This window comes from Burkholderia pyrrocinia, assembly GCF_001028665.1.
Taxonomy (GTDB): Bacteria; Pseudomonadota; Gammaproteobacteria; order Burkholderiales; family Burkholderiaceae; genus Burkholderia; species Burkholderia pyrrocinia.
Map to the genome: position 1 here is coordinate 618,066 of NZ_CP011504.1, position 24,891 is coordinate 642,956.

24 protein-coding genes are annotated in these 24,891 nt (G+C 67.7%); 9 read left to right on the forward strand and 15 right to left on the reverse strand.

Features of this window, described 5'->3' with window-relative positions; all coding sequences use genetic code 11:
• Positions 1–40 precede the first annotated feature (40 nt).
• Entirely contained in the window at positions 41–973 is a 933-nt protein-coding gene (locus tag ABD05_RS18965; RefSeq protein WP_047901693.1) for a LysR family transcriptional regulator, read from the forward strand.
• A gap of 206 nt (positions 974–1,179) precedes the next feature.
• Here ABD05_RS18965 and ABD05_RS18970 read toward each other — a convergent pair whose 3' ends face one another.
• The 6 genes from ABD05_RS18970 to ABD05_RS18995 form a co-directional block, all read right to left on the reverse strand.
• Positions 1,180–1,506, reverse strand: a complete 327-nt coding sequence (locus tag ABD05_RS18970; protein ID WP_047901694.1) for an antibiotic biosynthesis monooxygenase family protein — start codon at positions 1,504–1,506, stop codon at positions 1,180–1,182.
• Between the two features lie 65 nt (positions 1,507–1,571).
• Entirely contained in the window at positions 1,572–2,546 is a 975-nt protein-coding gene (locus tag ABD05_RS18975) for a YkgJ family cysteine cluster protein (protein ID WP_047901695.1), read from the reverse strand.
• Positions 2,540–3,352 (reverse strand): MetQ/NlpA family lipoprotein, encoded by an 813-nt coding sequence (locus ABD05_RS18980; RefSeq protein ID WP_047901696.1) that lies wholly within the window; start codon positions 3,350–3,352, stop codon positions 2,540–2,542. The genes ABD05_RS18975 and ABD05_RS18980 overlap by 7 nt, the downstream gene beginning before the upstream one ends.
• Positions 3,349–4,398, reverse strand: coding sequence for a formylglycine-generating enzyme family protein (locus ABD05_RS18985; protein ID WP_047901697.1), 1,050 nt, complete (start codon positions 4,396–4,398; stop codon positions 3,349–3,351). Before ABD05_RS18985 ends, ABD05_RS18980 begins: the two co-directional genes overlap by 4 nt.
• Before the next feature lie 99 nt (positions 4,399–4,497).
• Complete coding sequence (locus ABD05_RS18990) at positions 4,498–6,456, reverse strand: arylsulfatase (RefSeq protein WP_047901698.1); 1,959 nt, start codon at positions 6,454–6,456, stop codon at positions 4,498–4,500.
• A gap of 286 nt (positions 6,457–6,742) precedes the next feature.
• Positions 6,743–7,654, reverse strand: coding sequence for a LysR family transcriptional regulator (locus ABD05_RS18995; RefSeq protein ID WP_047901699.1), 912 nt, complete (start codon positions 7,652–7,654; stop codon positions 6,743–6,745).
• A gap of 126 nt (positions 7,655–7,780) precedes the next feature.
• Between ABD05_RS18995 and ABD05_RS19000 the strand changes: the two genes are divergently transcribed.
• The gene (locus ABD05_RS19000; RefSeq protein ID WP_047901700.1) at positions 7,781–8,800 is read left to right on the forward strand and encodes a zinc-dependent alcohol dehydrogenase family protein; all 1,020 of its coding nucleotides are present in this window, start codon (positions 7,781–7,783) and stop codon (positions 8,798–8,800) included.
• A 44-nt stretch (positions 8,801–8,844) separates the two neighbouring features.
• On the opposite strand, the gene ABD05_RS19005 is transcribed toward ABD05_RS19000, so the two are convergent.
• The 3 genes from ABD05_RS19005 to ABD05_RS19015 are packed head-to-tail and all read right to left on the reverse strand — an operon-like array spanning position 8,845 to position 12,039.
• Positions 8,845–10,029, reverse strand: a complete 1,185-nt coding sequence (locus tag ABD05_RS19005; RefSeq protein WP_047901701.1) for a porin — start codon at positions 10,027–10,029, stop codon at positions 8,845–8,847.
• A 52-nt stretch (positions 10,030–10,081) separates the two neighbouring features.
• The gene (locus tag ABD05_RS19010; RefSeq protein ID WP_047901702.1) at positions 10,082–10,864 is read right to left on the reverse strand and encodes an ABC transporter substrate-binding protein; all 783 of its coding nucleotides are present in this window, start codon (positions 10,862–10,864) and stop codon (positions 10,082–10,084) included.
• A gap of 53 nt (positions 10,865–10,917) precedes the next feature.
• Entirely contained in the window at positions 10,918–12,039 is a 1,122-nt protein-coding gene (locus ABD05_RS19015; protein WP_148669166.1) for a M20 aminoacylase family protein, read from the reverse strand.
• Positions 12,040–12,223: 184 nt separating this feature from the next.
• Between ABD05_RS19015 and ABD05_RS19020 the strand changes: the two genes are divergently transcribed.
• From ABD05_RS19020 to ABD05_RS19050, 7 genes are all read left to right on the forward strand, one after another.
• Positions 12,224–13,183, forward strand: a complete 960-nt coding sequence (locus ABD05_RS19020) for a LysR substrate-binding domain-containing protein (RefSeq protein WP_047901704.1) — start codon at positions 12,224–12,226, stop codon at positions 13,181–13,183.
• A 151-nt stretch (positions 13,184–13,334) separates the two neighbouring features.
• Positions 13,335–13,625, forward strand: coding sequence for a co-chaperone GroES (locus ABD05_RS19025; RefSeq protein WP_011694564.1), 291 nt, complete (start codon positions 13,335–13,337; stop codon positions 13,623–13,625).
• Between the two features lie 12 nt (positions 13,626–13,637).
• On the forward strand, positions 13,638–15,278 hold the full coding sequence (gene groL / locus ABD05_RS19030) for a chaperonin GroEL (RefSeq protein WP_047901705.1): 1,641 nt from the start codon (positions 13,638–13,640) through the stop codon (positions 15,276–15,278).
• A gap of 691 nt (positions 15,279–15,969) precedes the next feature.
• A complete protein-coding gene (locus tag ABD05_RS19035; protein ID WP_047901706.1) occupies positions 15,970–16,341 on the forward strand; it encodes a DUF6697 family protein in 372 nt (123 codons plus the stop codon).
• Positions 16,342–16,399: 58 nt separating this feature from the next.
• Positions 16,400–16,618, forward strand: a complete 219-nt coding sequence (locus ABD05_RS19040) for a hypothetical protein (RefSeq protein WP_231944088.1) — start codon at positions 16,400–16,402, stop codon at positions 16,616–16,618.
• A 139-nt stretch (positions 16,619–16,757) separates the two neighbouring features.
• A complete protein-coding gene (locus ABD05_RS19045) occupies positions 16,758–17,279 on the forward strand; it encodes a PTS sugar transporter subunit IIA (RefSeq protein WP_053059953.1) in 522 nt (173 codons plus the stop codon).
• Positions 17,280–17,327: 48 nt separating this feature from the next.
• Entirely contained in the window at positions 17,328–18,221 is an 894-nt protein-coding gene (locus tag ABD05_RS19050; RefSeq protein ID WP_047901708.1) for an amino acid kinase family protein, read from the forward strand.
• 57 nt (positions 18,222–18,278) lie between these two features.
• Here ABD05_RS19050 and ABD05_RS19055 read toward each other — a convergent pair whose 3' ends face one another.
• The 6 genes from ABD05_RS19055 to ABD05_RS19080 all read right to left on the reverse strand — a co-directional run bounded on the left by ABD05_RS19055 (position 18,279) and on the right by ABD05_RS19080 (position 24,829).
• Positions 18,279–20,291, reverse strand: coding sequence for a family 2A encapsulin nanocompartment cargo protein cysteine desulfurase (locus ABD05_RS19055; protein ID WP_047901709.1), 2,013 nt, complete (start codon positions 20,289–20,291; stop codon positions 18,279–18,281).
• Positions 20,266–21,198, reverse strand: a complete 933-nt coding sequence (locus ABD05_RS19060) for a family 2A encapsulin nanocompartment shell protein (protein ID WP_006479760.1) — start codon at positions 21,196–21,198, stop codon at positions 20,266–20,268. Before ABD05_RS19060 ends, ABD05_RS19055 begins: the two co-directional genes overlap by 26 nt.
• A gap of 136 nt (positions 21,199–21,334) precedes the next feature.
• Entirely contained in the window at positions 21,335–21,556 is a 222-nt protein-coding gene (locus ABD05_RS19065) for a helix-turn-helix domain-containing protein (RefSeq protein WP_047901710.1), read from the reverse strand.
• An 8-nt stretch (positions 21,557–21,564) separates the two neighbouring features.
• Entirely contained in the window at positions 21,565–22,503 is a 939-nt protein-coding gene (gene epsC, locus ABD05_RS19070) for a serine O-acetyltransferase EpsC (RefSeq protein ID WP_047901711.1), read from the reverse strand.
• A 28-nt stretch (positions 22,504–22,531) separates the two neighbouring features.
• A complete protein-coding gene (locus tag ABD05_RS19075) occupies positions 22,532–23,002 on the reverse strand; it encodes a rhodanese-like domain-containing protein (protein WP_047901712.1) in 471 nt (156 codons plus the stop codon).
• Positions 23,003–23,428: 426 nt separating this feature from the next.
• A complete protein-coding gene (locus ABD05_RS19080) occupies positions 23,429–24,829 on the reverse strand; it encodes an amidase family protein (RefSeq protein WP_047901713.1) in 1,401 nt (466 codons plus the stop codon).
• Positions 24,830–24,891 lie beyond the last annotated feature (62 nt).

Genomic DNA, 24,891 nt, shown 5'->3' on the forward strand with positions numbered 1-24,891 from the left:
CTCACCGGCAAGCTGCGCATCCATCGTCCGCCCGACCGCCATGAACACGCGTTTTCTCGAAACCTTCGTCACGCTCGCGAAGCTGCGCAACTTCCGCACGACGGCCGCCGCGCTGCACGCGACGCCGGCCGCGATCTCGCAGCGCCTGAAGGCGCTCGAGGACGAATTGCAGACGGTACTCGTCGACCGCGACAGCCGCGAATTCCGGCTCACGCCGAATGGCGAGTACCTGCTCGGCTATGCGAAAGCCGTGGTCGAGGCGACGCAGGAACTGCAGGCCGCCGCGTCCGGCGAAAGCGCGCTGCGCGGCAAGCTGCGGCTCGGCGTGATCGAGACGGTCGTGCACAGCTGGCTGCCGCACTATATGCGCCGCCTCGCGGCCGACTATCCGCAGCTCGAGATCGACCTGACCGTCGACGTGAGCGTCGTGCTGCAGCGCCGGCTGATGGCCGGCGAGCTCGACCTGATCATCCGCGTCGAGGGCAGCGACGAGGCGTCGGTCGTCTGCGACGCGCTCGCGAACTATCCGGTGCGCTGGATCGCACGCGCGGGGCTGTTGCCGAACACGCGCACGGGCCTCGCGCGGCAGGTGCTGCGCCAGCCGATCCTGACCTACGGGCGCGGCACCGCGCCTCACCGGGCGCTGGAGGACATCGTTCGTACCCTTGCGCATGCGCACGGCGTGCCGCTGTCGGACACGCGCATTACCGGATCGCCGTCGATCTCGGTGATCGTGCAGCTCGTGCGCGACGGCTTCGGCGTGGCCGCGATTCCGGTGCTGTTCGTCGATGCGCTGATCGAGAGCGGCGAGGTTGTCGAGCTGCCGCTGCAGCCGTCGCCGCCGTCGATCGTCGTGTCGATGTCGCGGCGTGCGGACGCGCCGCGGTTCGTGCACGGCGCGTCGATCGCCGCGCGGGCCGCGTGTCATGAGTATTGCGCGAAGAGTACGCGGCGGTTGGTTGAGGCGCTTTGAAGCGGCGCGGGCCTGCGTGAAGCGAGGTCGAGCCTCCGGCGCGGGTTCGACATCGCTGCGCGAATCGCCCACGATCGCATTCGGCTCATCCGGCGCCTCGCTTCGTGCGACGGTGCGGCCGCCGACACCCGCATGCGAATGCGGGCCGCCGGGTGCGGTTTCTGTTTATTTATCCGCAATATGGAAGCAATGAATCAGTCAGCCAGTCACGCGGATTGCCCCGCATGCGGCTGCATCAGCTTGCCGTCGCCGTACTCGCGAAGCACCTTCGAGATCACGACGCGATAGCCGTCGAGCCAGCGCGCCTGTTTCGCCTTCGCTTCGAGGTGCGCCGGATGCTGCATCAATTGCTGAAGCGCCGCCTCCGATTCCCAGTAGTAGACGTTCTGGATCAGCCCCGCTTCGACGTTCTCCCACGTCTCCTCGCCGAGATAGCCGGGCGCCGCGCGCGCCATGTCGGCGATCTGCCGGTCGAGCCGGTGGAATTCGTCATCGTATTGCCCGGCACGAAAAATAAAGGTCGACGCGTACATGCCCGCTCCGTCGGAAACGATTGAAAGAGCGCCAAGTGTAAGGCACGCGCGGCGTGCCGCGATCGTTACGCGGCGAGCGGATCCGCGTCGAGCCATGCATCGATGCGTGGCGCGTCGTCACGCGTTTCGGCCGCGGGCGCCGGCATCGCTGCAAGCGCATGCCGCGCACGTTCGAGCGCCTGGGCGAAACCGCGCAACTCGCGTGTCGCGGGCCGGTCGTCGGCGTGCCGGCGTGCGAGTGCGGCCTCGATGTTCGTGCCGATCAACGCGAGTTGCGCGTCGATGAAGTCGATGCACAGCGCGCGGCAATGCGCGGAGACCGGCGCGACGGCCAGCAGCACGGGCACGATCGACACGGTCAGGTAACCGCCCGCCGCGAGCCGCGACAACGCATCGCGTACGTCCTGCCCGCCACCGGCCAGCGACGCGAACACGGCATCGCGCCACACCGCGCGCTCGAACGCGAGCGCATCGCGATACGTGTCGAGCGCCGCGCGATCCGCGACTTGCCCGGCCGTCACCAGCGGAATCGGAAACGAGTGCTCGACGGCGGGCCGCTCGTCTCCCGCCTCGACAATGCAGTTCGCGCCAAGCCACGCCGTTTCGTCGCGCCGCGCCGCGAGCACGCGCGACTGCAACCGGTCAGGCAGCATCGGATCGAGCGGCACCGCGCCGCAGATCGACGGCTTCTCCGCGTGCACGCTGCAGCGGCCGTCGTCGGCGAGCGCCGCACAACGGCCGAGCGACGGATAGTCGTAGCCCTGCAGCGTCAGCGCGACCCATTCGCCATTGGCGCCGCCGAGTCGATGGAACAACCGCTCCGCCAGCGCTTCGGACGCCGCAATATCGTCCGTGTCGAATGCATGCTCGCGCCCGCCCGCACGCCAGCGTTCGCCGATTCGCCGCGTCGGCACGCGACGGATCGTCAGCGCGCCGACGAAGCGGCGCCGATGCCGGAACAGTTCGCGCAACGACAGCGTCGGCGCGCTGTTGCAGCAGCGTCCGCATGCGTTGCACGCGAGCAGGTACGTGTCTACCACGGCCGCCGCACCGAATCCTGGTAACGCGTGAGGATGAAGCGCGCGACGTCGTCCGAGTGATACGCGGCGACGAGTTGCGCGACCCACGGTTTCGCGCGATCGGCGTTGCGCACCGTCAGCACGTTCGCGTACGGCGAGCGCGCGTCCTCGAGGCTGATGCTGTCGCGTGCGGGCTGCAGCCCGACGCGGGCGGCATCGTCGCTGTCGATCGCAACGAACGCGGCCGTATCGAGCGCGGCGTAAAGACGATCGCGGCGCAGCGCGACGAGCTTCAGCCCAAGCCGGTTGCCGGTCACGTCGCGCAGCGTCGCATGCAGGCCGGCCTGCTCGCGCAGCGTCACCAGCGTATCGTTCTGCAGCAGCACCAGCGCGCGCGCCATCCCGCGCGGATCGGCCGGAATCGCGACCGTCGCGCCGGGCTGCAATTCGTTCAGGTTTTTCAGCTTGCGCGAATAAAGCGCCATCGGCAGCGTGACGGTCGGCGCGACTTCGGTCAGCGCGTAGCGTTTCTGCGCGCGCGTCGCGGCAAGCTGGTGCGCATCCTCGAAGCTGGCCGCGTCGATCCGGCCGTCGGCGAGCGCCGCGTCGATGCGCGACGCATCGTCGAATTCGACGACATCGACGCCCAGCCCTCGCGCAGCGGCGACCCGCTTCACTTCGTCCAGGATCTGCGCATGCACGCCGCGCGTCACGCCGACGCGCACGGCAGGGGCAGCCGATTCGGCCGCAACGGCCGATCCCGGATGCACAACGCCACACGCGGCCAGCAGCCACACGGAGACGAATCGCACGATGCCCTTCGTCACGATGCATCCCTCAGGATCGTGCGAAAGCCGATGTGCGATGCACCGAGATCGGCCTCCTGCTGTTCGCGCGACGACGCGCGATAGCGCACGCAGTAGTCGCGCGAGCACAGGAACGAGCCGCCCTTGATGACCATCGGCGTATCGTGCCGGCGCGTCGGCGGCGCGACGGCCGCCGTATCGCCGTTGGTGTGCGACTGGTGCGGGCCCGTGTATGCGTCCTTCGTCCATTCCCATGCGTTGCCGATCATGTCGTAGAGCCGGAAGCCGTTCGCCGCATAACAACCGACGGGCGCGAGGCCCGCGTGGCCGTCCTCGACCGTATCGAGCACCGGGAACACACCTTGCCAGTAGTTCGCGGCCGGCTTGCCCTGTGCGTCGCGCGGCGCCGCGTCGAGCGATGCGTCGTCGCGGCCGGCCTTGCCCGCGTATTCCCATTCGGCCTCGGTCGGCAGATCGCGGCCGAGCCAGCGCGCATACGCAAGCGCATCGCGCTGCGTGACGAGCGTGACGGGCAGGTTGCCGAGCCCGTCGACGCCGCTGCCGGGCCCACGTGGATGACGCCACGACGCGCCCTTCACCCACGACCACCACGCGAGGTCGCGCGCATTCATCTCGTCGCGCGTCGGCACATGGAACACCGCCGCGCCGCCCTGCTGCTCGGCCTCGGTCACGTAGCCGGTCGCCTGCACGAACGCGGCGAACTGCGCGATCGTCACGTCGGTCTGGTCGATCCAGAAACCGCCGACGCGCGTGCGGCCATCGCCGACCGGACGCTCGTCCGCATAACCGCGCGTGCTGCCGAACACGAACGCGCCGCCGCGCAGGTGCACCATCCCGGCCTTCGGGTCGTCGCGCCACTTTGCCGGCAGCCCCGAATAGCGCCCGCACTGCCGCTCCGAGCCGAGCGGCACGAGCGCGCGGCCGCGATTCGCGTCGTCGAATGCGCCGCCCGCCGGCGCCGCCGGATTCGCATAGCCCACCGCGAACGCAGTGGCGAACAGCGTGGCGGCAAGCGCCGCGCCGATCGTCCAGAACCGGAACCGCATCGTGTCGTCCTTTCAAGAAAACGCCTGCCCGCTCCGGGTTTTCCACCGCGAAGGAAATCCCTCGTGGGACCCGGAGCACAACGACAGTGCTGGGGGCGCTCAGTAATAACCACGCGGACGCAGCGGCTCGACGCCGCCGACGTTGCTCATGTAGGTCTTCCACTGGTCGACGAGCGTGCCGATCACCGACGGGTTCTGCGCCGACACGTCGGTCGTCTCGCCGCGATCCGACGCGAGGTCGTAAAGCTGCCAGTGACCGTCGAGCGGCCCGAGCGGCGGCTCGGTCCACAACGCCTTCCAGCGGCCGTCGGCGCTGCGCAGGTACGCGCGGCCGTACGCTTCGTCGCCGAACGGCGCCGTATGCACCTCGCCCGTCGCCGAACCCGTGAGCACCGGCAGCAGCGACTGGCCCGTGACCGGATACACGTAGCGGTTGTTGTAGATCACCTTGCCCTTGTTCTGGTCGACGCCCGTCAGCGTGTTGACGAGCGGCGGCGCCGGCTGCGACGGCGGCGTGACGCCCGCGACCGCGAGGAAGGTCGCCGTGTTGTCGGTCACGTGCGTGAACGCGCGCAGCGTCGGCAACGGCTGCGACTGGCCCGGCAGGCGCACGATCGTCGGCGTCGACACGCCGCCTTCGGCCGAATAACCCTTCGTGAGCCGGAACGGCGACGCGCTCACTTCGGCCCAGCGCAGCCCGTACTGCAGGCGCTGCGCGTTCTGCTTGCCGTTGTCGGTGCCGAGCGCCGAATAGGTCGGGTCCTGCGCGTTCGCGGTGTCGGTCGCCGTCGGGTCCGCGCCGGAATCGATCGGCCAGCCTTCCGCGCCGTTGTCCGACTGGAACATGATGAACGTGTTGTCGTATTCGCCGATGTCCTTCAGGTGCTGGATCAGCAGGCCGATGTTGTAGTCGAGGTTCTCGACCATCCCCGCGTAGATTTCCATGTAGCGCGCCTGCGCCTTGCGTTCGGCCGGCGACAGGCTCGACCACAGCTTGTCGACCTTGCCTGGGCCGTAGTCGCTGTAGCCGTCCGCGGCCGAATGCACCGCGCTGATGTATTTCGCGCTCGCGGTGCCGTTGTTCGCGGTCGCGGGCGACGCCGCCGTCGTTTCGGGCAGGCCGTCGAACGGCTTGAAGTCGGCGGGAATCAGGCCGAGCGCTTTCTGCCGCGCGATCCGCGCGTTGCGGATCGCGTCGTAGCCGGCGTCATAGACACCCGCGTACTTGTGCAGCCACGGCTCGGGCACCTGCAGCGGCCAGTGCGGCGACGTGTACGCCGCATACGCGAAGAACGGTTTTCCGTCGCGCCGGTTCGAATCGATGTACGAGATCAGCTTCTGCGTATAGAAATCGGTCGAATAGAACACGGCCGGGCTGCCGCCCGCACCGCCCGGCTGCCCGGGCTGGCCAGGCTGCACGTAACGGCCGTCTTCCGTGTAGTTCGACGAGCCGGCCGGCTCGTGCGCGAAGTGGTTGGTCGCCGCGCCGCCGAGCAGCACGTAGCTGCGCTCGAAGCCCCACTGGTCGGGCGTCTGCCCGCTGCCCGTCGCGCTGCCGACGATCCCCGAGCCGATGTGCCACTTGCCCGCGATATACGTGTGATAACCGGCGTCCTTCAGTAGTTGTGCGAACGACAGCGCGCGATCGTTCAGGTAGCCCTCGTAGCCGGGCAGCCCGCGCCGCTCGTCGGTCGGTACGCCCATCGTGCCTTCGCCGACGAGATGGTGATCGGTGCCGGACACCAGCATCGCACGCGTGATCGCGCAGACGGTGCCCGTGTGATGGTTCGACAGGATGCGGCCCGACGCGACGAGCGCGTCGAGGTTCGGCGTGTTGATCTCGCCGCCGAATGCATGGATGTCGGAATAGCCGAGATCGTCGGCCATGATGTACAGGATGTTCGGGCGCTTTGCGGCCTGCGGCGGTGTCGTGTCGGCCTGCGGGGGCGGCGAATCGCTGTCGACGCCGCCGCACGATGCGAGCGACAGCGCGCCGGCGATCGCGGCGCAGACGACACGGAAACGGAAAGCATGCAACGGCGACGCGGACTTTTTCATTATCGTGAACGCTCGATCTACGGGAGCGGCGATCTTAGCGTCGCGCGCGCGGCGCCCAAAGTCGGATTCGTCACATGCTAACGGGGCGCTGGAATATGCGATGCGCGCGCTATGCAGGCCGTTTGGTGCGGCCCGCGCCGCGATGCGTACGCAGCCACGCGGCACAGGCGCGTTCCGCGCCGATTGTGCATCGGGCCGGAAAAAGCGCGTACGGTGCGCCGACACTCGCGTCGTTCAGCCGCTCCGCCCGGATGCGGTGCGCGCTTGGGCGGGTCGCGTGCTCGCTTCAGTCGTCCGACGCCAGCATCGGCGGAATCTCGTCGACGAGCGCATCGATGACGACGCGCACCTTCGACGGCACGTGGCGCGACGCCGGCCGCACCGCGAACACCTCTGCGCCCGATACGCTGTTGCTGTCCATCACAAGCACGAGACGGCCGTCGCGCAGGTAAGGCGCCATCAGCCAGCACGGCAGCCACGCGAGGCCCGCGCCGGCAGCAGCCGCATCGGCGATCGCCAGCAGGTCGTCGAACCGCAGGCGGCCGGCCGCGCGATGGTCGTGCACGGCGCCGTCCGCGCCGATGATCCGCCACGGCGTCGGCTGCCCGCCGCGCGAATACGCGATGCCGACGTGCGACACGAGTTCGTCGCACCCCGTCGGCCGGCCATGACGTTCGAGATACGCGGGCGATGCGCAAATGCCCATCCGCTGCACGCCAAGCCGCCGCCCGACGAGCGTGCTCGTATCGGCGAGCTCGCCGATGCGCACCGCGATGTCGAAACCGTCGTTGATCAGGTCGGCCACGCGATCGCTGAACGACACGTCGATTTCGAGCCGCGGATGACGCTCGACGAGACGCCGCATCACGGGCGCCACGCATTGCCGTCCGAACAGCACGGGCACGCTGATGCGCAGCCGCCCGGACGGCTCGCGGCGGCCCGCGTCGAGCGCGGCCTCCGTGTCGCCGAGTTCGGCCAGCAGCCGCCGGCACTGCTCGTAATAGACGAGCCCTTCGTCGGTCAGGCTGAGCTGGCGTGTCGTGCGCTGCAGGAGCCGCGCGCCGAGACGGCGTTCGAGCCGCGCGACGACTTTCGCGATCGCCGAGCGCGTGACGCCCATGCGCAGCGCCGCCGCCGCGAAGCTGCCCGACTCCACGACGTCGACAAATTCGGCGACGCCTCTCAGCCGCTCGTCCATGCGATTCCGCTCCGGTTGAAAGACAGGTTTGTGTCCGCCATGGCGACAGTCATTGGCCAAAATCTCGCCAATGCGTCCCCATGCGCAACACTATGATAAGCCGGTCTATCTCAAAAAGGAGTCGACATGCACGCATGGCAAGTCAAACCCGGCGACGGCGCTGCCGGGCTCCGGCGCATCGACGCGACACGCCGGCCCGTCGGGCCGACCGACGTCGTCGTGAAGATCCACTCGGCAGGACTGAACTACCGCGACCTGATGTTCGCGCGCGGCGACTATCTCGGCATCGGCAAGGACGCGCTGATTCCTGTCGCCGACGGCGCCGGCGAAGTCATCGAAACCGGCCGCGACGTCACGCGCTTCAGGCCGGGCGATCGCGTGATCAACACGTACTTCCCGCACTGGATCGACGGGCCGCCGACGCCGCAGAAAGTCTCCGGTTCGCCCGGCGCGCAGTTCGACGGCGTGCTGGCCGAGCACTTCGTGTCCGACGAAGCGGCGCTGGTCGCAATCCCCGCGCATCTCGACTACGACGAGGCGGCGACGCTGTCGTGCGCGGGCATCACCGCGTGGAACGCGCTGTTCGCCGACGGCGGCGCGGGGCCGGGCTCGACCGTCGTGCTGCTCGGCACGGGCGGCGTCTCGATCGTCGCGCTGCAGCTCGCGCATGCGGCGGGGCTACGCACGATCGTTACGTCGTCCAGCGACGCGAAGCTGGAACGCGCCCGCGCACTCGGTGCGGACGCAACGATCAACTACCGCGCGACGCCCGAGTGGCAACACGAAGTGCTGCGGCTCACCGGCGGCGCGGGCGCGGATCTCGTCCTGGAAGTCGGCGGACACGACACGCTGCCGCGTTCGGTCGCCGCGACGAAGCTGGGCGGCATCGTGTCGGTGATCGGCGGCGTCAGCGGGTTCGGCGGCCCCGGCCTTGGGCTGCTGTCGCTGATCGGCGGGATCCGCCGGCTGCACGGGATCATGGTCGGTAGCCGTGCGATGCTCGACGACGTCGTGCGGCTCGTCGATGCGAAACGGATCAAGCCGGTAGTCGATCGCGTGTTCGGCTTCGACGAAGCGCCGCAAGCGTATGCGTACCTGGAGTCGGGGCAGCATTTCGGCAAGGTCGTGATTCGCGTCGCGTCGTGATGGATGAAGGCGGCGGGCCGCCGCCTTCTTTCCGGCGGGTTCCATCAGAACCTGTGCCGAATCCCCGCGTGCACCATCAACTGCTTCGACGTCGACGACAGATCGGCCGCGCCCGGCACATATGCCTGATCGAGCGACGAGCCGGTCGCGTCTCCTGCGATCCGCTGGTACGCGCCCATCAGATACACATCCGTGCGCTTCGACAGGGTGTAGTCGGCCATCAAGCCGATCGAGTGGATCTTCGGCTTCGCGGCGCCGGTCGTCGCGTCGTAGCGCACCGTCGTGTACACGTATTGCGCGCCGACGAACAACGCCGGCGTGAACTGGTACTTGCCGTTCACTTCGAAGTTCTGATACTTGATCGACGTCACCGTACCGCCTGCAAGCGGCCCGGTCACCGGTTCGATCGTTTCGTCGCCGAACAGGTAGCCGACGTTCGCGGTCGGCCGCGTGACGTTGCTGTTCGTGTATGCGAACCCGACTGTCGCGGGCCCCGCGGTGTAGTTGATGCCCGCGCCGAAGATCCGCAGCCGTGCCGACGCAAAATTCGCATCGGCGCCGACCGACCCGGAACCCGCGATCGCGCCGCCCGACGTCGCGCCCGGGTTGTCTGCATTCAGGAACGCCGCGCCGACGAGCAGGCCGCCCTGCTCGTATTGCGCGCCGACGCTCCATACCCGGTTGTTCGCGAAGCCCGTATCGTTGCTGAAGCTGTACGTGCCGCCGAACGAGAAGCCGGAGAAATCCGGACTCGCATACTTCACGGTATTGTTCGTGCGGAACGTGTTGCCGGTGTTGTCGTTGTCGAGCGGATGCGAGAACGGATAGACGCCCCAGCTCCCGTTCGCGGTCGTCGGCGCGAGATAGTCGACGACGGAATCGTATTGCCGGCCGAGCGTCAGCGTGCCGAAGCGCGTGCTGCCGAGCCCGACGTAGGCCTGACGCCCGAACATGCGGCCCCCCTGCGCCAGCGTGCCGCTGTTCACGTTGAACCCGCTCTCGATCTGGAACAGCGCGCTGTAGCCGCCGCCCAGATCCTCGGTGCCCTTCATCCCCCAGCGGCTGCCCTGCGCGAAGCCGCTCGCCATCTGCCACGCGCCATGGCCGCCGACGTTGTTCGTATAGTCGATGCCCGCATCGACGAGGCCGTAAAGCGTGACGCTGCCTTGCGCGAACGCGGGCGCTGCGCACAGCGCCGGAATCGCGACAAAAACCGATCTCCAGTTCATCCGTAATCCTTATTTATTTATCGTCTATCGCGCACATCGCGCGTTCCACCGCTTACTTCGCGCCGTAGATGTCGAAGTCGAAATACTTCCGGTTGATCCGTTGATACGTGCCGTTCGCGAGAATCGCTGCGAGCGCGCGGTTGAACGCGTCGCGCAGGTCGTTGTCCTGCTTGCGCAACCCGAGGCCGTCGCCTTGCCCGAAGTACTTCGCGTCGTCGATCGGCGCTCCGGCGAACATGAAGTCCTTGCCCTGCGGCTTCTTCAGGAAGCCGTCGCTGGCCGCGATCGATGCCTGGAACGCCGCGTCGAGCCGCCCCGTCACGAGATCGGCGTACACCTGATCCTGGTTCTGGTACGACACGATCTGCACGCCGGCCGGCTGCCAGTTCGCGACTGCGTAGTCGGCCTGCGCGGAACCTTGCTCGACGCCCACGCGCTTGCCTTTCAGCGATTCGGCCGTCGTCAGCAGCGGCGAGCCCTTGTGCGCGATCAGCCGGGCCGGCGCGTTCGAGATGCGGTTCGTGAACGCGATCTGCTGCATCCGCTTTGGCGTGATCGTCATCGACGACGCGATCACGTCGAACTTGCGCGCGAGCAGCCCCGGGATCATCCCGTCGAAGCTCGACTCGACCCATACGCAGCGCGCGTGCAACTCCGCACACAACGCATTAGTGATATCGATCCCGAAGCCCGTCAGCGTGCCGTCGGGCAGCTTGTATTCGAGCGGCGGGTAAGTCGGATCGACCGCGAGACGGATCTCCTTGCCCGTCCAGTCGCCCGCATGCACCGATCCCGCCGCCAGCGCTATCGTGAGCGCTGCCATCCACTGTTTCATTGCCCGTCTCCTTGTGTAAATCGTGAATCGTGAACCGAAAGCGTGCGGCCGCATCACGCGAGGTATCGCTCCGCGAGTGCGGTCCAGTAGCTCGCGCCCGTCGCGAGGCAAGCATCGTTGAAGTCGTAGCCCGGGTTGTGCAGCCCGCATCCAGCCGCGCCGTCGCCGTTGCCGATCGACAGGTAGCTGCCCGGGCACTTCTCGAGCATGAATGCGAAGTCCTCGCTCGCCGCGATCGGCCGCAGATGCGGAATCAGCGCCGCGTCGCCGCCCCATTCGCGGGCCACATCGCGCGCGAACGCCGTTTCCGCCGCGTGATTGACGAGCACCGGATAGCCGTAGCGATAGTCGATCTCGGCCGTCGCGCCGTAACTCGCGGCCTGCCCGTGCACGATCTCGCGGATGCGTCGCTCCAGCAGTGCGCGCACGTCCGGCGACAGCGCACGCACGCTGAGTTCGAGTTCCGCATGCGGCGGGATCACGTTCGATGCGGTGCCCGCATGGATCGAGCCGGCCGTGACGATCGCCAGTTCCTGCGGATTCACGTTGCGCGACACGACCGTCTGCAACGCCATCACGATCGACGCGCACACGACCACCGGATCGATCGTCGTGTGCGGCGCGGCGCCATGCCCGCCGCGCCCGATCACGCGCACGCGCACCTCGTCGGCCGACGCCATCGCCGCGCCGTCGCAGAAGCCGAGCACGCCGGCCGGCAGGCCCGGCACGTTATGCATCGCGAACACGGCATCGCACGGAAACTGCGTGAACAGCCCGTCGTCGATCATCCGCTTCGCGCCGCCGAGCCCTTCTTCGGCCGGCTGGAAAATCAGGTTCAACGTGCCCGCGAAGCGCGTGCGCCCGGCAAGACAGCGGGCCGCCGCAAGCAGCATCGCCGTGTGGCCATCATGCCCGCAGGCGTGCATCACGCCGTCGCGCCGGCTCGCATGCGGCAGCCCGGTCGTCTCGCGGATCGGCAGCGCATCCATGTCCGCGCGCAATCCGAGCCGTTTCCCGGTGCCGCGCGTCAGCGTGCCGACCACGCCCGTGCCGCCGAGCCCCCGCGTCACCCGATAACCCCACGTTGTCAGGCAATCGGCCACGAGATCGCTCGTCGCGTATTCCTCGAAGCCGAGTTCGGGATGCGCGTGCAGCCGGTGGCGCAGCGCAATCATCTCCGTCTCGATGGCCGCTATTTCCGGATGAATATGTTTCTGGTCCAACCCCGATTCTCCTGAATGCGTTCCGGTTGTCGATCGCCCGGATGACCGATCGTGGCCGAATCGTATGCAGCGAAAATCCCGGCGACCAGCCGCGGTTTCGTTATGATGACAACCTTTCGTTGTCGGGTATCGCACCATGAGCAACATCAAGCTGCATCAGTTGCAGGCGCTCGTCGCGAGCGCGGAGGCCGGCAGCATCCGGGGCGCGGCACGCACGCTCGGGCTGTCGCAGGCGGCCGTCACGCGCGCGCTGCGCGAGCTGGAGGCGAGCGAGCGCCTGCCGCTGCTCGTGCGCGCGCCGGAAGGCATCGGCTTCACCGAATACGGAAAGACGCTGCTCACGCACGCGAAGCTCGTGCTGAAGCAGCTCGAACATGCGCAGAGCGATCTCGAACGCATGCGCGGCCGCGTCGAGGGGCGGCTGAGCATCGGCGTCACGCCGTGGCTCACGATGACGTTCCTCGCAGAAGCCGTGCTGCGTTTTCGCGAGCAGATGCCCGACGTACGCCTCGAACTCTACGAAGCGCTGATGGCTGTCGCACAGCCGCTGCTGCGCGACGGCAGCATGGATTTCGCGCTCGGGCACGTCCAACCGGGCGGCACGCAGGAGTTCGCGTTCGAGCCGATGCTGCGCTACGAGACGTCGGTCATGGTGCGCGCCGGCCATCCGCACGAACGCGCACGATCGATCCACGACTTGCTCGACAACGACTGGGTGCTGAATTTCGCGGCCGACGGGCAGGCCGCGCTCGTCGACTACCTGTTCACGCGCCACGGCGCACGGATCGACGAACGGCGCATCGTGCGGGCGCAGTCGGTCGCGATGCTGCAGACGATGCTCGAGCAGGCCGACATGTGCACGTGGTGCCCGACGATACTCGCGGCCGTGCCGCCATTCGGCGAACGGATGCGGCCGTTGCAACTGAAGGAGACGTTCGAGCCGCGCGACCTCGGGATCGTCACGCGCCGCAGCAGCACGCTGAGCGACGCCGCACGCTGCTTCATCGACTGCCTGCTGCAGGTGATCCGCAAGCATGCGCGATCCGCGCGCAAGGAGGATCTCGCGCTGTTCAGGACGGTATCGCTGCTGATCTGACTTCCCCCTCCCGTCTCCCGTCCATAGCGCATCCGCGCAAATGCTTTTCCGAATCCGTTATTGGATCGCGCCGTCGAGCGTTTTTATACTCGTCAGCACTCTCTCCCAAAGAGTGCCAGCCAATTTCGACAGAACAGCACAGGACGAAAAGATGAGCCTACGCCCCTTGCACGACCGCGTCATCGTGAAGCGACTCGATCAGGAAACCACCACCGCGTCGGGCATCGTGATCCCCGACAGCGCCGCCGAGAAGCCCGACCAGGGCGAAGTGATCGCCGTCGGCCCCGGCCGCAAGGACACGGACGGCCAGCGCATCGTGCCCGACCTGCAGGTCGGCGAACGCGTGCTGTTCGGCAAGTACGCGGGCCAGGCCGTCAAGGTGGACGGCAATGAATTCCTCGTCCTGCGCGAGGAAGACATCGTCGCGGTCGTCAATCAATAACGGAGCGCAATCATGGCAGCGAAGGAAATCATTTTCAGCGACGTCGCACGTTCGAAGCTGACCGAAGGTGTGAACATTCTCGCGAACGCGGTGAAGGTCACGCTCGGGCCGAAGGGCCGCAACGTCGTGCTCGAACGCAGCTTCGGCGCGCCCGTCGTCACGAAGGACGGCGTGTCGGTCGCGAAGGAAATCGAACTCGCGGACAAGCTGCAGAACATCGGCGCGCAGCTCGTGAAGGAAGTCGCGTCGCGCACCAGCGACGCGGCCGGCGACGGCACGACCACGGCCACCGTGCTCGCGCAGGCGATCGTCCGCGAAGGCCAGAAATACGTCGCGGCCGGGCTCAACCCGCTCGACCTGAAACGCGGTATCGACAAGGCCGTCGCAGCGGCCGTCGACGAGCTGAAGAAGATCAGCAGGCCGACCACCACGAGCAAGGAAATCGCGCAGGTCGCGACGATCTCCGCGAACGGCGAGGAATCGATCGGCCAGCGCATCGCCGAGGCGATCGACCGCGTCGGCAAGGAAGGCGTGATCACCGTCGAGGACGGCAAGTCGCTCGCCGACGAACTCGACGTCGTCGAGGGGCTGCAGTTCGATCGCGGCTACCTGTCGCCGTACTTCATCAACAATCCCGACAAGCAGATCGCCGAGATCGAGAACCCGTACATCCTGCTGCACGACAAGAAGATCTCGAACATCCGCGACCTGCTGCCGGTGCTCGAACAGGTCGCGAAGTCGGGCCGGCCGCTGCTGATCATCGCGGAGGACGTCGAAGGCGAAGCGCTTGCGACGCTCGTCGTGAACAACATCCGCGGGATCCTGAAGACGGTCGCGGTCAAGGCGCCGGGCTTCGGCGACCGCCGCAAGGCGCTGCTCGAGGACATCGCGATCCTCACCGGCGGGCAGGTCGTCGCCGAGGAAACCGGCCTGACGCTCGAGAAAGCGACGCTCGCCGAACTCGGCCAGGCGAAGCGCATCGAGGTCGGCAAGGAAAACACGACCGTGATCGACGGTGCGGGCGATGCGAAGAACATCGAAGCGCGCGTGAAGCAGATCCGCGTGCAGATCGACGAAGCGACGTCGGACTACGACCGCGAGAAACTGCAGGAACGTGTCGCGAAGCTTGCGGGCGGCGTCGCAGTGATCAAGGTCGGCGGTGCGACCGAGATCGAGGTGAAGGAGAAGAAGGATCGCGTCGACGACGCGCTGCACGCAACGCGTGCGGCCGTCGAGGAAGGCATCGTGCCGGGCGGCGGTGTTGCGCTGATCCGCGTGCGTCAGGCGATCCGCGAACTGAAGGGCGTGAATGCCGACCAGAATGCGGGCATCAAGATCGTGCTGCGCGCGCTCGAGGAACCGCTGCGCCAGATCGTCACGAACGCGGGCGAGGAAGCGAGCGTCGTCGTCGCGAAGGTCGCGGAAGGCTCGGGCAATTTCGGGTACAACGCGCAGACAGGAGAGTACGGCGATCTCGTCGAATCGGGCGTGCTCGATCCGACCAAGGTCACGCGCACTGCGCTGCAGAACGCGGCGTCGGTCGCCGGGCTGCTGCTGACGACCGATGCGACCGTGTTCGAAGCGCCAAAGGATGCGGCGCCGGCCGCGGCGCCGGGCGGCCCGGGTGCGGGCGGGCCGGGGTTCGATTTCTGACGACGCGCCGTGCGTGCCGGTTCGACGGCAAACGCGCGGCTTTGCGGGAACATGCAACGCGTGGCGACGGAAGTCGTCACGCGTTTTTTTCGTTTGATCATGCGAATCATTCGACTCGGCATGCACGTGAATCGCGTCGGCGTGTCGTCGCATCGACGCGGCCTGTGTCTTCCACCGTTGCACGGCTGACTGACGCTGCCGCAACCGGCCGACACGGACATCGACAGCACCACGCCGTTACCATTCGTCACCTGCCAGGCAGCCCCCTGTCGTGCGAATCCCGCAACCTTTACGACCTTTTTACTTGCCGCCGCGCGTGCGTTCACTAGAATGTGTTCGCAATCCACCACCGAGCACGCGACATGCGCATCCGAAGTCCTCGTCCCCCGAGTTGCTTTTCTGCCTGACGGGCAGGACGCCTGCGCCTCGCTTTCCCGAGCCACCGTCCTGCCGACAGGCGGGCGGTGCGCGCCGTAGTCACATCCGCGCACGCTTGAATACGACATCGATGCTGTCATCGCGCATCGTGCGCTCAGGCGTGGGCTCGCGACAAATCCCCTGCAACGACGCGCCATCGCTCCGCCGCCCCGGCGATGACCGATCGCCTGCCCGCATCCGGCATACCGATCCGGTCACATTGCTTTGCATACCTGATTTCATTCACGGAAATTTCCGATACCGGAGCCCGGCCATGTTCGAGATCGACAAGCAGTACACGCGCGAATTCATCCATACCGCATGCGGCGGCAGCAAGCAGGCATTCCTGCCGACGAAGAACGGCAAGGTCGTGGCCGCCTGCCTGCGCACGGACCTCAACCCGCACGCACCCGACGTGATCCTCTGCGACGGCAGCGCATCCGCGCGCGCGGCCGGCAGGACGCTCGCCGCGCAACGCGATGCGATTCCGGTGTTCATCAAGATGGAAACGGATGCGTTCCGCTTCGTCGGCCAGTACGTCGTCAGCGAATCGCTCACCGCACCGCTCGACTGTGCGCCTTACGTGCGCAACAGCGGCTTCACGCCCGGTCAGATCTCGCGCGTGCTGAAGCTCAAGCGCTGCTGACACGCGCGCACGGCACATCGCGCGCCCCGTCTCGGTCGTCTTTCATACAGGAGCAATCATGCTTGGCTTGACGTTCTGGAAACACGTGATCGGCGCGCGGGCCGATGCCATCCGCGAAGACAAGGCAACGGCGCACGACCGGCACCGCCGGCGGTCGAGAACGCTCGTGCTGGCCAGCGCCGCGGTGGCGTTCGCAGCGATCGCGTTCGGCGCGCCGGTCGTCGGCATTTCGGTCTTTCTGCTGACGACGCTGCCGTTCGTCCTGTCGGGCACGTGATGACGTCAGTATCGGGTGCGCGGTGCGAGCCACGCCGCAATCGATACGAAATTTTAATGCCGGGCCCCCGCGTCTCTGACACCGTCTTTACGCGGATGTGTCTAGGATTTCCCTGTCATCACGACACGGAGAGATCCGCATGCAAACGCAGCAGGCCGCCATCGGCGGCCACCCCGACCTTCCCCACCGACGCGGCGGCTTGCCGCCCGCGGCCCGGCTGGCCGATGCGTGTCCGCCGGACAACATCCTGCTCGACGTGCCGGTCGAAAGCGCGATCCAGTTGTTCGACCTCGCCGCGCGATACGTCGCGCGCTGCAGCGGCATTTCTGCGGAACGGATCCGGTCCGAACTGACGAAGCGCGAACAGCTCGGTTCGACCGGCCTCGGCCAGGGCGTCGCGATTCCGCATGCGCGTGTCGACGGGCTCGGCTCGGCCGTCGCGCTATTCGTTCGCGCGCTGTACCCGTTCGCGTTCAACGCGCCGGACCGCAAGCCCGTGCGCGAATTCATCGTGCTGGTCCTGCCGAAAGAGGACGACCGCGCACATCTCGAACTGCTCGCCGACGCGGCGCGGTGCTTCAGCGAACGCCCGTTCCGGCAGGCGTCGCGCGACGCGCAGACGCCCGACGAAATTCATCGGCTCATGCAACGCACGCACTGACGCCGCATCGTGCGGCGACAGGCACTCCCTTCATCCTTTCGGATCCCCATGTTCCCAGACCCTGAAAGTCCCACTCCTACGTCACGGCGCGTGGCCGGACTGGCTCGCTCGCTGCCGTTCATGCAGGCCCTGCACGGGCAGACCGTCGTCATCGTCGACAACGGCGCCGCGAGCGATACGCACGCTCGCCACGCATTCGCGCAGGATGTCGCGCTGCTCGCGCTCACCGGCATTCGTCCGGTCGTCGTGCAGGGCGTGCCGGCCGCGTCCGGCACGGAACCCGTCCAGGCCGCGCGCACCGCGATGGCCGACGTCAACCACGAGCTGGTGCGCCTGATCGGCAGTCACGGCGCCAAGGCGATCGGCATCGACGGCCACGACGGCGGCCTGCTGGTCGCCGGCGCCGAATCCGACCGCGCGAACACGAGCCCGGTCGCGCAATTCGACGGCGCCGCGTTGAACGCATTTCTCGGGAACGGGCTGGTGCCCGTGGTGATGCCGGTCGCGCCGGACGACGCAGGCCAGGATCGCCTGCTGCGCCCGGAACGGGTGGGCAGTCTCTTCGCGCAGCGCACGGGCGCCGTCACGCTGGTGATGATGGTCGAAAGCGCGCTGCTGCGCGAACTCGGCGAACTCGCGGGGCTGTATGGCATCACGGAACTCGAGCAATGGCTCGCCGAGCATCCGGCCGCCGATGCAGCGCCCTGCGTGCGGGAGGCGCTCGATGCGCTCGCGCACGGCGTGCAGAACGTCCATCTCGCCGATATCGGGCAACCCGAATCGCTGATCGACGAGCTGCTGACCGAGGAAGGGTCGGGCGTGGTGTTCTGCCGTCGCGGCAATACCGACCTGCTGTCGGAAACCCGCCGCTACTTCGCCGATTCCGCGTGCGTGCTGCGCGACGGCTTCAGCGTCGAGCAGAAGCAGGTCGTGCGATTCTGATCGGGTAGCGGGAAGTCACTTGCGGCGACCCGCAAGGGCCGCCGCAAGCGAACGACGTCAGCGCCGTGTCGCGAGACGCCGCACCACACGAACGAGCGCATCGACCTCGTCGCACGTGTTGTAGAACGCGAGCGACGGCCGCACCGTGGCCTCGAGCCCGAAACGCCGCAGGATCGGCTGCGCGCAGTGATGCCCCGAGCGCACTGCGATGCCCTCTTCGTTCAGCGCCTGCCCGACTTCCTCGGTTTCATAGCCCTTCAGCACGAACGACAACACGCTCGCCTTGTCGCGCGCGGTGCCGACGAGCCGCACGCCCGGCACCGGCGCGAGCACGCTCGTCGCATACGCGAGCAGGTCGTGCTCGTAGCGCGCGATGTTCTCGATGCCGACGCGGGTCACGTAGTCGAGCGCCGCGCCGAGCCCCACCGCGTCCGCGATGTTGCCGGTGCCGGCCTCGAAGCGGTTCGGCGGCGGCTGGAACACCGTGCGCTCGAACGTCACGTCCGCGATCATGTTGCCGCCGCCCTGCCACGGCGGCATGTCGTCGAGGATCGCGCGCTTGCCGTACACGACGCCGATGCCCGTCGGCCCGTAGATCTTGTGCCCGGAGAACACGAAGAAATCCGCATCGAGCGCCTGCACGTCGACGCGCATGTGCGAGATCGACTGCGCACCGTCGACGAGCGCCTTCGCGCCCGCGCGATGCGCAAGCTCGACGATCTCCTTCACCGGCACGACGGTGCCGAGCGCGTTCGACACCTGCGTGACGGACACGATCTTCGTGCGGTCGTTGAGCAGCTTCCGGTATTCGTCGAGCAGCACCTGCCCCGAATCGTCGACCGGAATCACGCGCAGCGTCGCGCCTTTCTGCGCGGCAAGCTGCTGCCACGGCACGATGTTCGCGTGATGCTCGAGATGCGACACGACGATCTCGTCGCCTTCGCCGACGTTCTGCACGCCCCACGTCTTCGCGATCAGGTTGATCGCTTCGGTCGTGCCGCGCACGAACACGATCTCGTCGGGCGACGAAGCGCCGATGAAGCGCCGCACGGTGTCCCGCGCATGCTCGTACGCATCCGTCGCGCGACCGGCCAGCGCATGCGCGGCACGGTGGATATTCGAGTTCTCGTGTGCATAGAAATACGCGAGACGGTCGATCACGGCCTGCGGCTTGTGCGTCGTCGCCGCGTTGTCGAACCAGACCAACTGCTTGCCGTTCACGCGCTCCTGCAGGATCGGGAAATCGCGGCGGATCGCGTTCACGTCGAACGGCGGGTGCGCGCCGCGATGCAACTGGCCTTGCGGTTCGGTTGCATGCGTATCGTCGATGAAGTAACGCTGCACGTCCGCGCCCGATGCGCGGGAAACCGGCACGTCGCGATGCACGGCGAGCAGGTCGCGCAGCGCGTCGTCGCCCGGCAACCCGAACGCTTCCGGCGACGCGAGGTCGTTCGACGGCACGACGATGTCCTGCGGCGTCGCCTGCCAGCCCTGCAGCGAACCGTCGGTGAAGTAGTACGGCGACGCAGCCGGCGCTGCCTTCACCGCGCCTTCCGATGCCGCCGCATTCCCCTGCGGCACGCCGAGCGCCGCGCCGCCGATGCGCGGCTCGAGCGCCGGCGCGATCGACACGGCGTTGTCGGGCAGCCCGTTCTGCGCGGCCGCATGCGGCGCGAGCGCGGGCACGCGATTGCCGAGCGACAGCACGTGCGTCGGCGCGGACGGTGCGAGGTTCGTGCCGGGCGCCTTGCCCTGCGGCAACGCGAGGCCCGGCACGCCGGTGCCCGTGCCGCCCGGTCCCGCGAGCGGCGAACCGCCGGGCGCCGGGTTGCTCACCGACGCGAGGATCGGCGCGGCAGCCGGCAACGCCGACGGCACGCCGCCGACCGCACCGCTGCCGGCCGACAGCCCGGGAGCAGTGGCCTGCCCGGGCGGCGTCGCGAAGAACTCGGACGCGAGCCGCGCCAGCGTCGCGGGGTCGGGCAAGCCCGCCGGCAGCGGCGCGTGCGGCAGCGCGTGCGCGTCGCCGCCGGCCAGGCCGGGATTAACGGTAGGTGTCGGGATAGTCATGGAACTTGGCGATTTCGACGTCATCGAGGACAGCCAGCGCATCCGGCGAATGGACCGCGAGCGAGCAATACAGCGAGATCAGGTACGACGCGATCGCCTGGTTGTTGATCCCCATGAAGCGCACCGACAGGCCCGGCCCCTGCTCGCCCGCGACGCCCGGCTGATAGAGGCCGACGACGCCCTGCCGCTTGTCGCCGACGCGCAGCAGCAGGATCTTGGTCTTGCCGTCCGCGACCGGCACCTTGTCCGACGGGATCAGCGGAATGCCGCGCCACGTGAGGAACTGCGAGCCGAACAGGCTGACCGTCGGCGGCGGCACGCCGCGCCGCGTGCATTCGCGGCCGAACGCGGCGATCGCGAGCGGGTGCGTGAGGAAAAACGCGGGTTCCTTCCACACCTTCGTCAGCAGCTCGTCGAGATCGTCCGGCGTCGGCGCTCCCGTCAGCGGGAAGATCCGCTGTTCGTCGGTCACGTTGGCCAGCAGCCCGTAGTCGGGGTTGTTGATCAGCTGGCTTTCCTGCAGCTCCTTGATCGTCTCGATCGTCAGGCGCAGCTGTTCCTTGATCTGGTCGTGAGGACTGCTGTAAAGATCGGAGATCCGCGTATGCACGTCGAGCACCGTGCTCACCGCGTTCAGGAAGTATTCGCGCGGTTGCTCTTCGTAAGGCACGAAGGTCTGCGGCAGCACGCTTTCGTCCTCGAGCTGCGTGCATGCGGCGCGCACGGCTTCCGGGTTCTTCACCTGGTTCAGGCGGTAGATGCCGGCCTCGACCGGCACCCACTGCAGCAGATGGGTCAGCCAGCGCGGCGTGATCGTGGAAAGCTGGGGGACGGTCTTGGTAGCGTTCGCTAGTTGGCGGGCGGCGTGATCGCTCAGCGCGGCCGTGCCGCTTGCAACGGTCGACATGTGTGGCTCCGGGTTCTTAAGATGAAAAACGGGATTGCTTATGACGCGAGGGGATTATCGGAAGCACGCACCTGCCGGCTCAACATGCTATAGCCGTCATGTCGCGCAACCGAAAAGGAAACGAAGCTGTACGGCCTCAGGTGAGGTATGCGCCCGGCAGCAGCGTCGAGATCGACACGTCGAACGCGCGCGCGATCTTGTCGGCCGTGACGATCGACGCGATCGCCTCGCCGCGCTCGATCTCGCCGACATACGAGCGGTTCAGCCCCGCATGCTCGGCAAGCTGCTCCTGCGACCACGTGCGCGCTTCGCGCAGCCTGCGCACGTTGGCGCCGAAGTGATGAATGAGGTCGCTCATCGCGCCTCCTAGGCGACCCGCGCCGCCGCGCGCGGCGCGGCGTTCGCTTCGCTGCGCAGCACGGCCTGCGTGACGTTCTCGCCGGCCGGCACGTCCTGCGTGAGCCACACGTTGCCGCCGATCACCGCGCCGCGCCCGATCGTCACGCGGCCGAGGATCGTCGCGCCCGCATAGATCACCACGTCGTCCTCGACGATCGGATGGCGCGCGAGCCCTTTCTCCAGATTCCCGGCCGCATCGCGCGGGAAGCGCTTCGCGCCGAGCGTGACGGCCTGGTACACGCGTACGCGCTCGCCGATGATCGCGGTCTCGCCGATCACGACACCCGTGCCGTGATCGATGAAGAAGCCCGCGCCGATGCGCGCGCCCGGATGAATGTCGATGCCCGTTTCCGCATGCGCCTGCTCGGCGATGATCCGCGCGAGCAGCGGCAAACCGAGCCGGTACAGCTCATGCGCGAGCCGGTGGTGGATCATCGCGAGGATGCCCGGGTAGCACAGCAGCACCTCGTCGACGCTGCCCGCCGCCGGATCGCCGTGGAACGCGGCGAGCACGTCGCTGTCGAGCAGCCGGCGAATCTCGGGCAGCCGTGCGGCGAACGCCTGCACGGCCGTCGAAGCCACCCCGTCGACGTTGTCGATCGGCCCGTCGGCATTGCGCTGGCGCGCCGCGTAGCGCAACTCGAGCGTGACCTGTGCGAGTAGCGCGTTCAGCGCCGCGTCGAGCGCATGGGCCACATGGAAGTTCTCGCTCTCCTGGCGCAGGTCGGGTGGCCCGAGCCGCATCGGAAACAGCACGCCCTTCAGCGCGCCGACGATCTGCGCGAGCGCCTCGCGCGCCGGCAGGTCGCGCCCGCCCGGTTCGAGCGAGCGACGCTGCTTCTCGCGCCATGCGCGGCGGACGGTCTGCAGCGATTGAACGATGTCGTCGATGTCGAATGCGGCCATGCTGACTTCTCCCTGTATCGGCCGTGAATCAGTCCTGCGCCCACGGCAGGCCGCGAAAGCGCCAGCCGTTGTGGGCGCCGCGATGCTGTCCTTCGTCGAGGTCGCCCTCGAACCCTTCGAGCACGTTGAATACCCGCTTGAATCCGCCCTTCGTCGCGGCTTCGGCCGCCTGCGCGGACCGGTTGCCGCTGCGGCACAGGAGCAGCACCACCGCGTCCTTGCCGGTCTTCGCTTCCAGTTCGCGCACGAAGCGCGGGTTGCGCGTCAGGCTCGTGCCGGTCGCCCAAGGCACATGCAGCGACTCCGGCACGTGGCCGACGAACTTCCGTTCTTCGGCGGTGCGCACGTCCACCAGCAATGCGTCGCCGGCCGAGAACAGCGCCCACGCGGCTTCCGGCGCGACGCCGCCCGCGTAGGGCGTGCCGGCTGACGCGGCCGCCGCGCGAGCGTCTTCGAGCGCCTGCTGCGCAGCGGTTCGTTCTTCCAATGCAACCGTCATGACACTTCCTCGTTTTCGCAGATTCGTATGATCAAAAACACCGGGAATGCGGCTGGTGCAGCTTGCGTGCTGTCTATAGCCGTCAGCGCCACTATGCGAGCGCGTATCTGGAAGCAGAACCAATAAAAATTCATTTCCTAATCAGCGGCGCGAGGAATGCAATAGCAGAGGCGCGCTATCGGCGCGGGGTCGCTTGCGGTCGGGAAATGCGGGACGATGGCCGTTCGATGCCGCGCATCGAAGGGTTTTGAAAGGAGTGGCGGGAGACGATCAACGCGGCGTGTGGCGCGTTGTCATGGAATCCGAAATGGAGTGCATGCGTCGCTGCGCATGCCTGGATGATTCAAAGAAAGGCAACCGGCGAGCGACAGGCATCGGCGTGATGCCGAACGGCATCGCCGATGCACTCGCTTGCCCGTCAATCCATCACTGCACCGGATCGACCGGCGCGACCGGCACGCCACGCGCTTCGATGTCGCGCCCCGCGAGCAAACACAGATCCTCGCGATGATGCGCGGCGACCACCTGCACGCCGACCGGCACGCCGTTCACGAGCGCCGTCGTCACGGCCAGCCCCGGCAGCCCCATCGCGGGCAGCGCGCGCAGCGTGAGCTGCGCCTCCCACACACGCTCGAACCCGTCCGGCCCCTGCCGGTCGAGATCGTCGGGGAACGGCAGTTCCGACGACACGGGCAGCAGCACGACCGCATACTCGTCGAGAAACTGCCGCCATTGCCGCGTCAGCGTAGTGCGCCGGACGAGCGCGCGGCTGATCACGTCGGCCGGCAGGTCGCGCACCTTGTCGCGCACGGCGGCGATCACCGCCGCCGCGCCCGGATCGCCGTCGTTCGCGGCCGCGTTCGACAACGCATCGAAACCGTCGCCAAGCCAAAGCTGCTCCTGAAGCAGCGCAGCCTCGCGCATCGGCGGCGTATCGTCGATCTCGTCGACGGTCCAGCCCGCATCGACGAGCCGGCGCGCGGCATCGCGCAATGCGGCCTCGACTTCGGGCACGACCTGCAAGCCGCCCGGACGCACGCACAGCGCCGCGCGCTTCGGCACTTCGCGCCCGTCGAACGGCACCTGCACGTGCCACGGATCGCGCGGGTCCGGCGCGGCGATCGCACGCAGCGCGAGCGCGAGATCGTCGATCGTGCGTGCGATCGGCCCCGCCGACGACATCAGTTGCGCGCCGATCGCACGCTCGGGCGACGATGCGTTGAACGCCGGCACACGCCCGAGCGACGGCCGGATCCCGTGCACGCCGCACGCATAGGCCGGGTAACGGACCGAGCCGCCGATGTCGGTGCCGAGTGCGAGCGGGCCGATCCCGGCGGCGACGGCCGCTGCCGCGCCGCCGCTCGACCCGCCCGGCGTCAGCGACGGATTGCGCGGATTGCGCGTGTGGCCGTGCACGAGATTCGACGTGAACCAGCGCAGCGCGAACGTCGGCGAATTGGTGCGGCCGAGCAGGATCGCGCCGGCCTTCCTGAGGTTGCCGACCACGGGGCTGTCGGCGCGCGCGATCAGGTTCTCCTGCAGGCGCGTGCCGTTGGTCGTCGCGAAATCCGCCTGGTCGACGTTGATCTTCACGGTCACGGGCACGCCCGCGAGCGGGCCGGGATCGTCGCCGCGTGCGATCGCGCGGTCGACTTCATCGGCCTGCCGCCGCACGTCGTCGGGCCGGTGTTCGATCACCGCGTTGATCGCCGGATTCACCGCGTCGAGACGATCGAGCACGGCATCCGCCACTTCGCGCGCGGACACCTCGCGATGCCGCACGCGTTTCGCGAGTTCGCTTGCCGACAGTTGCCAGAGATGCGTCATCACTTCTCCTTGAGGAAGGACATCACGATCACTCTCGGCGCCACGCTTCGACGAAGACGCGG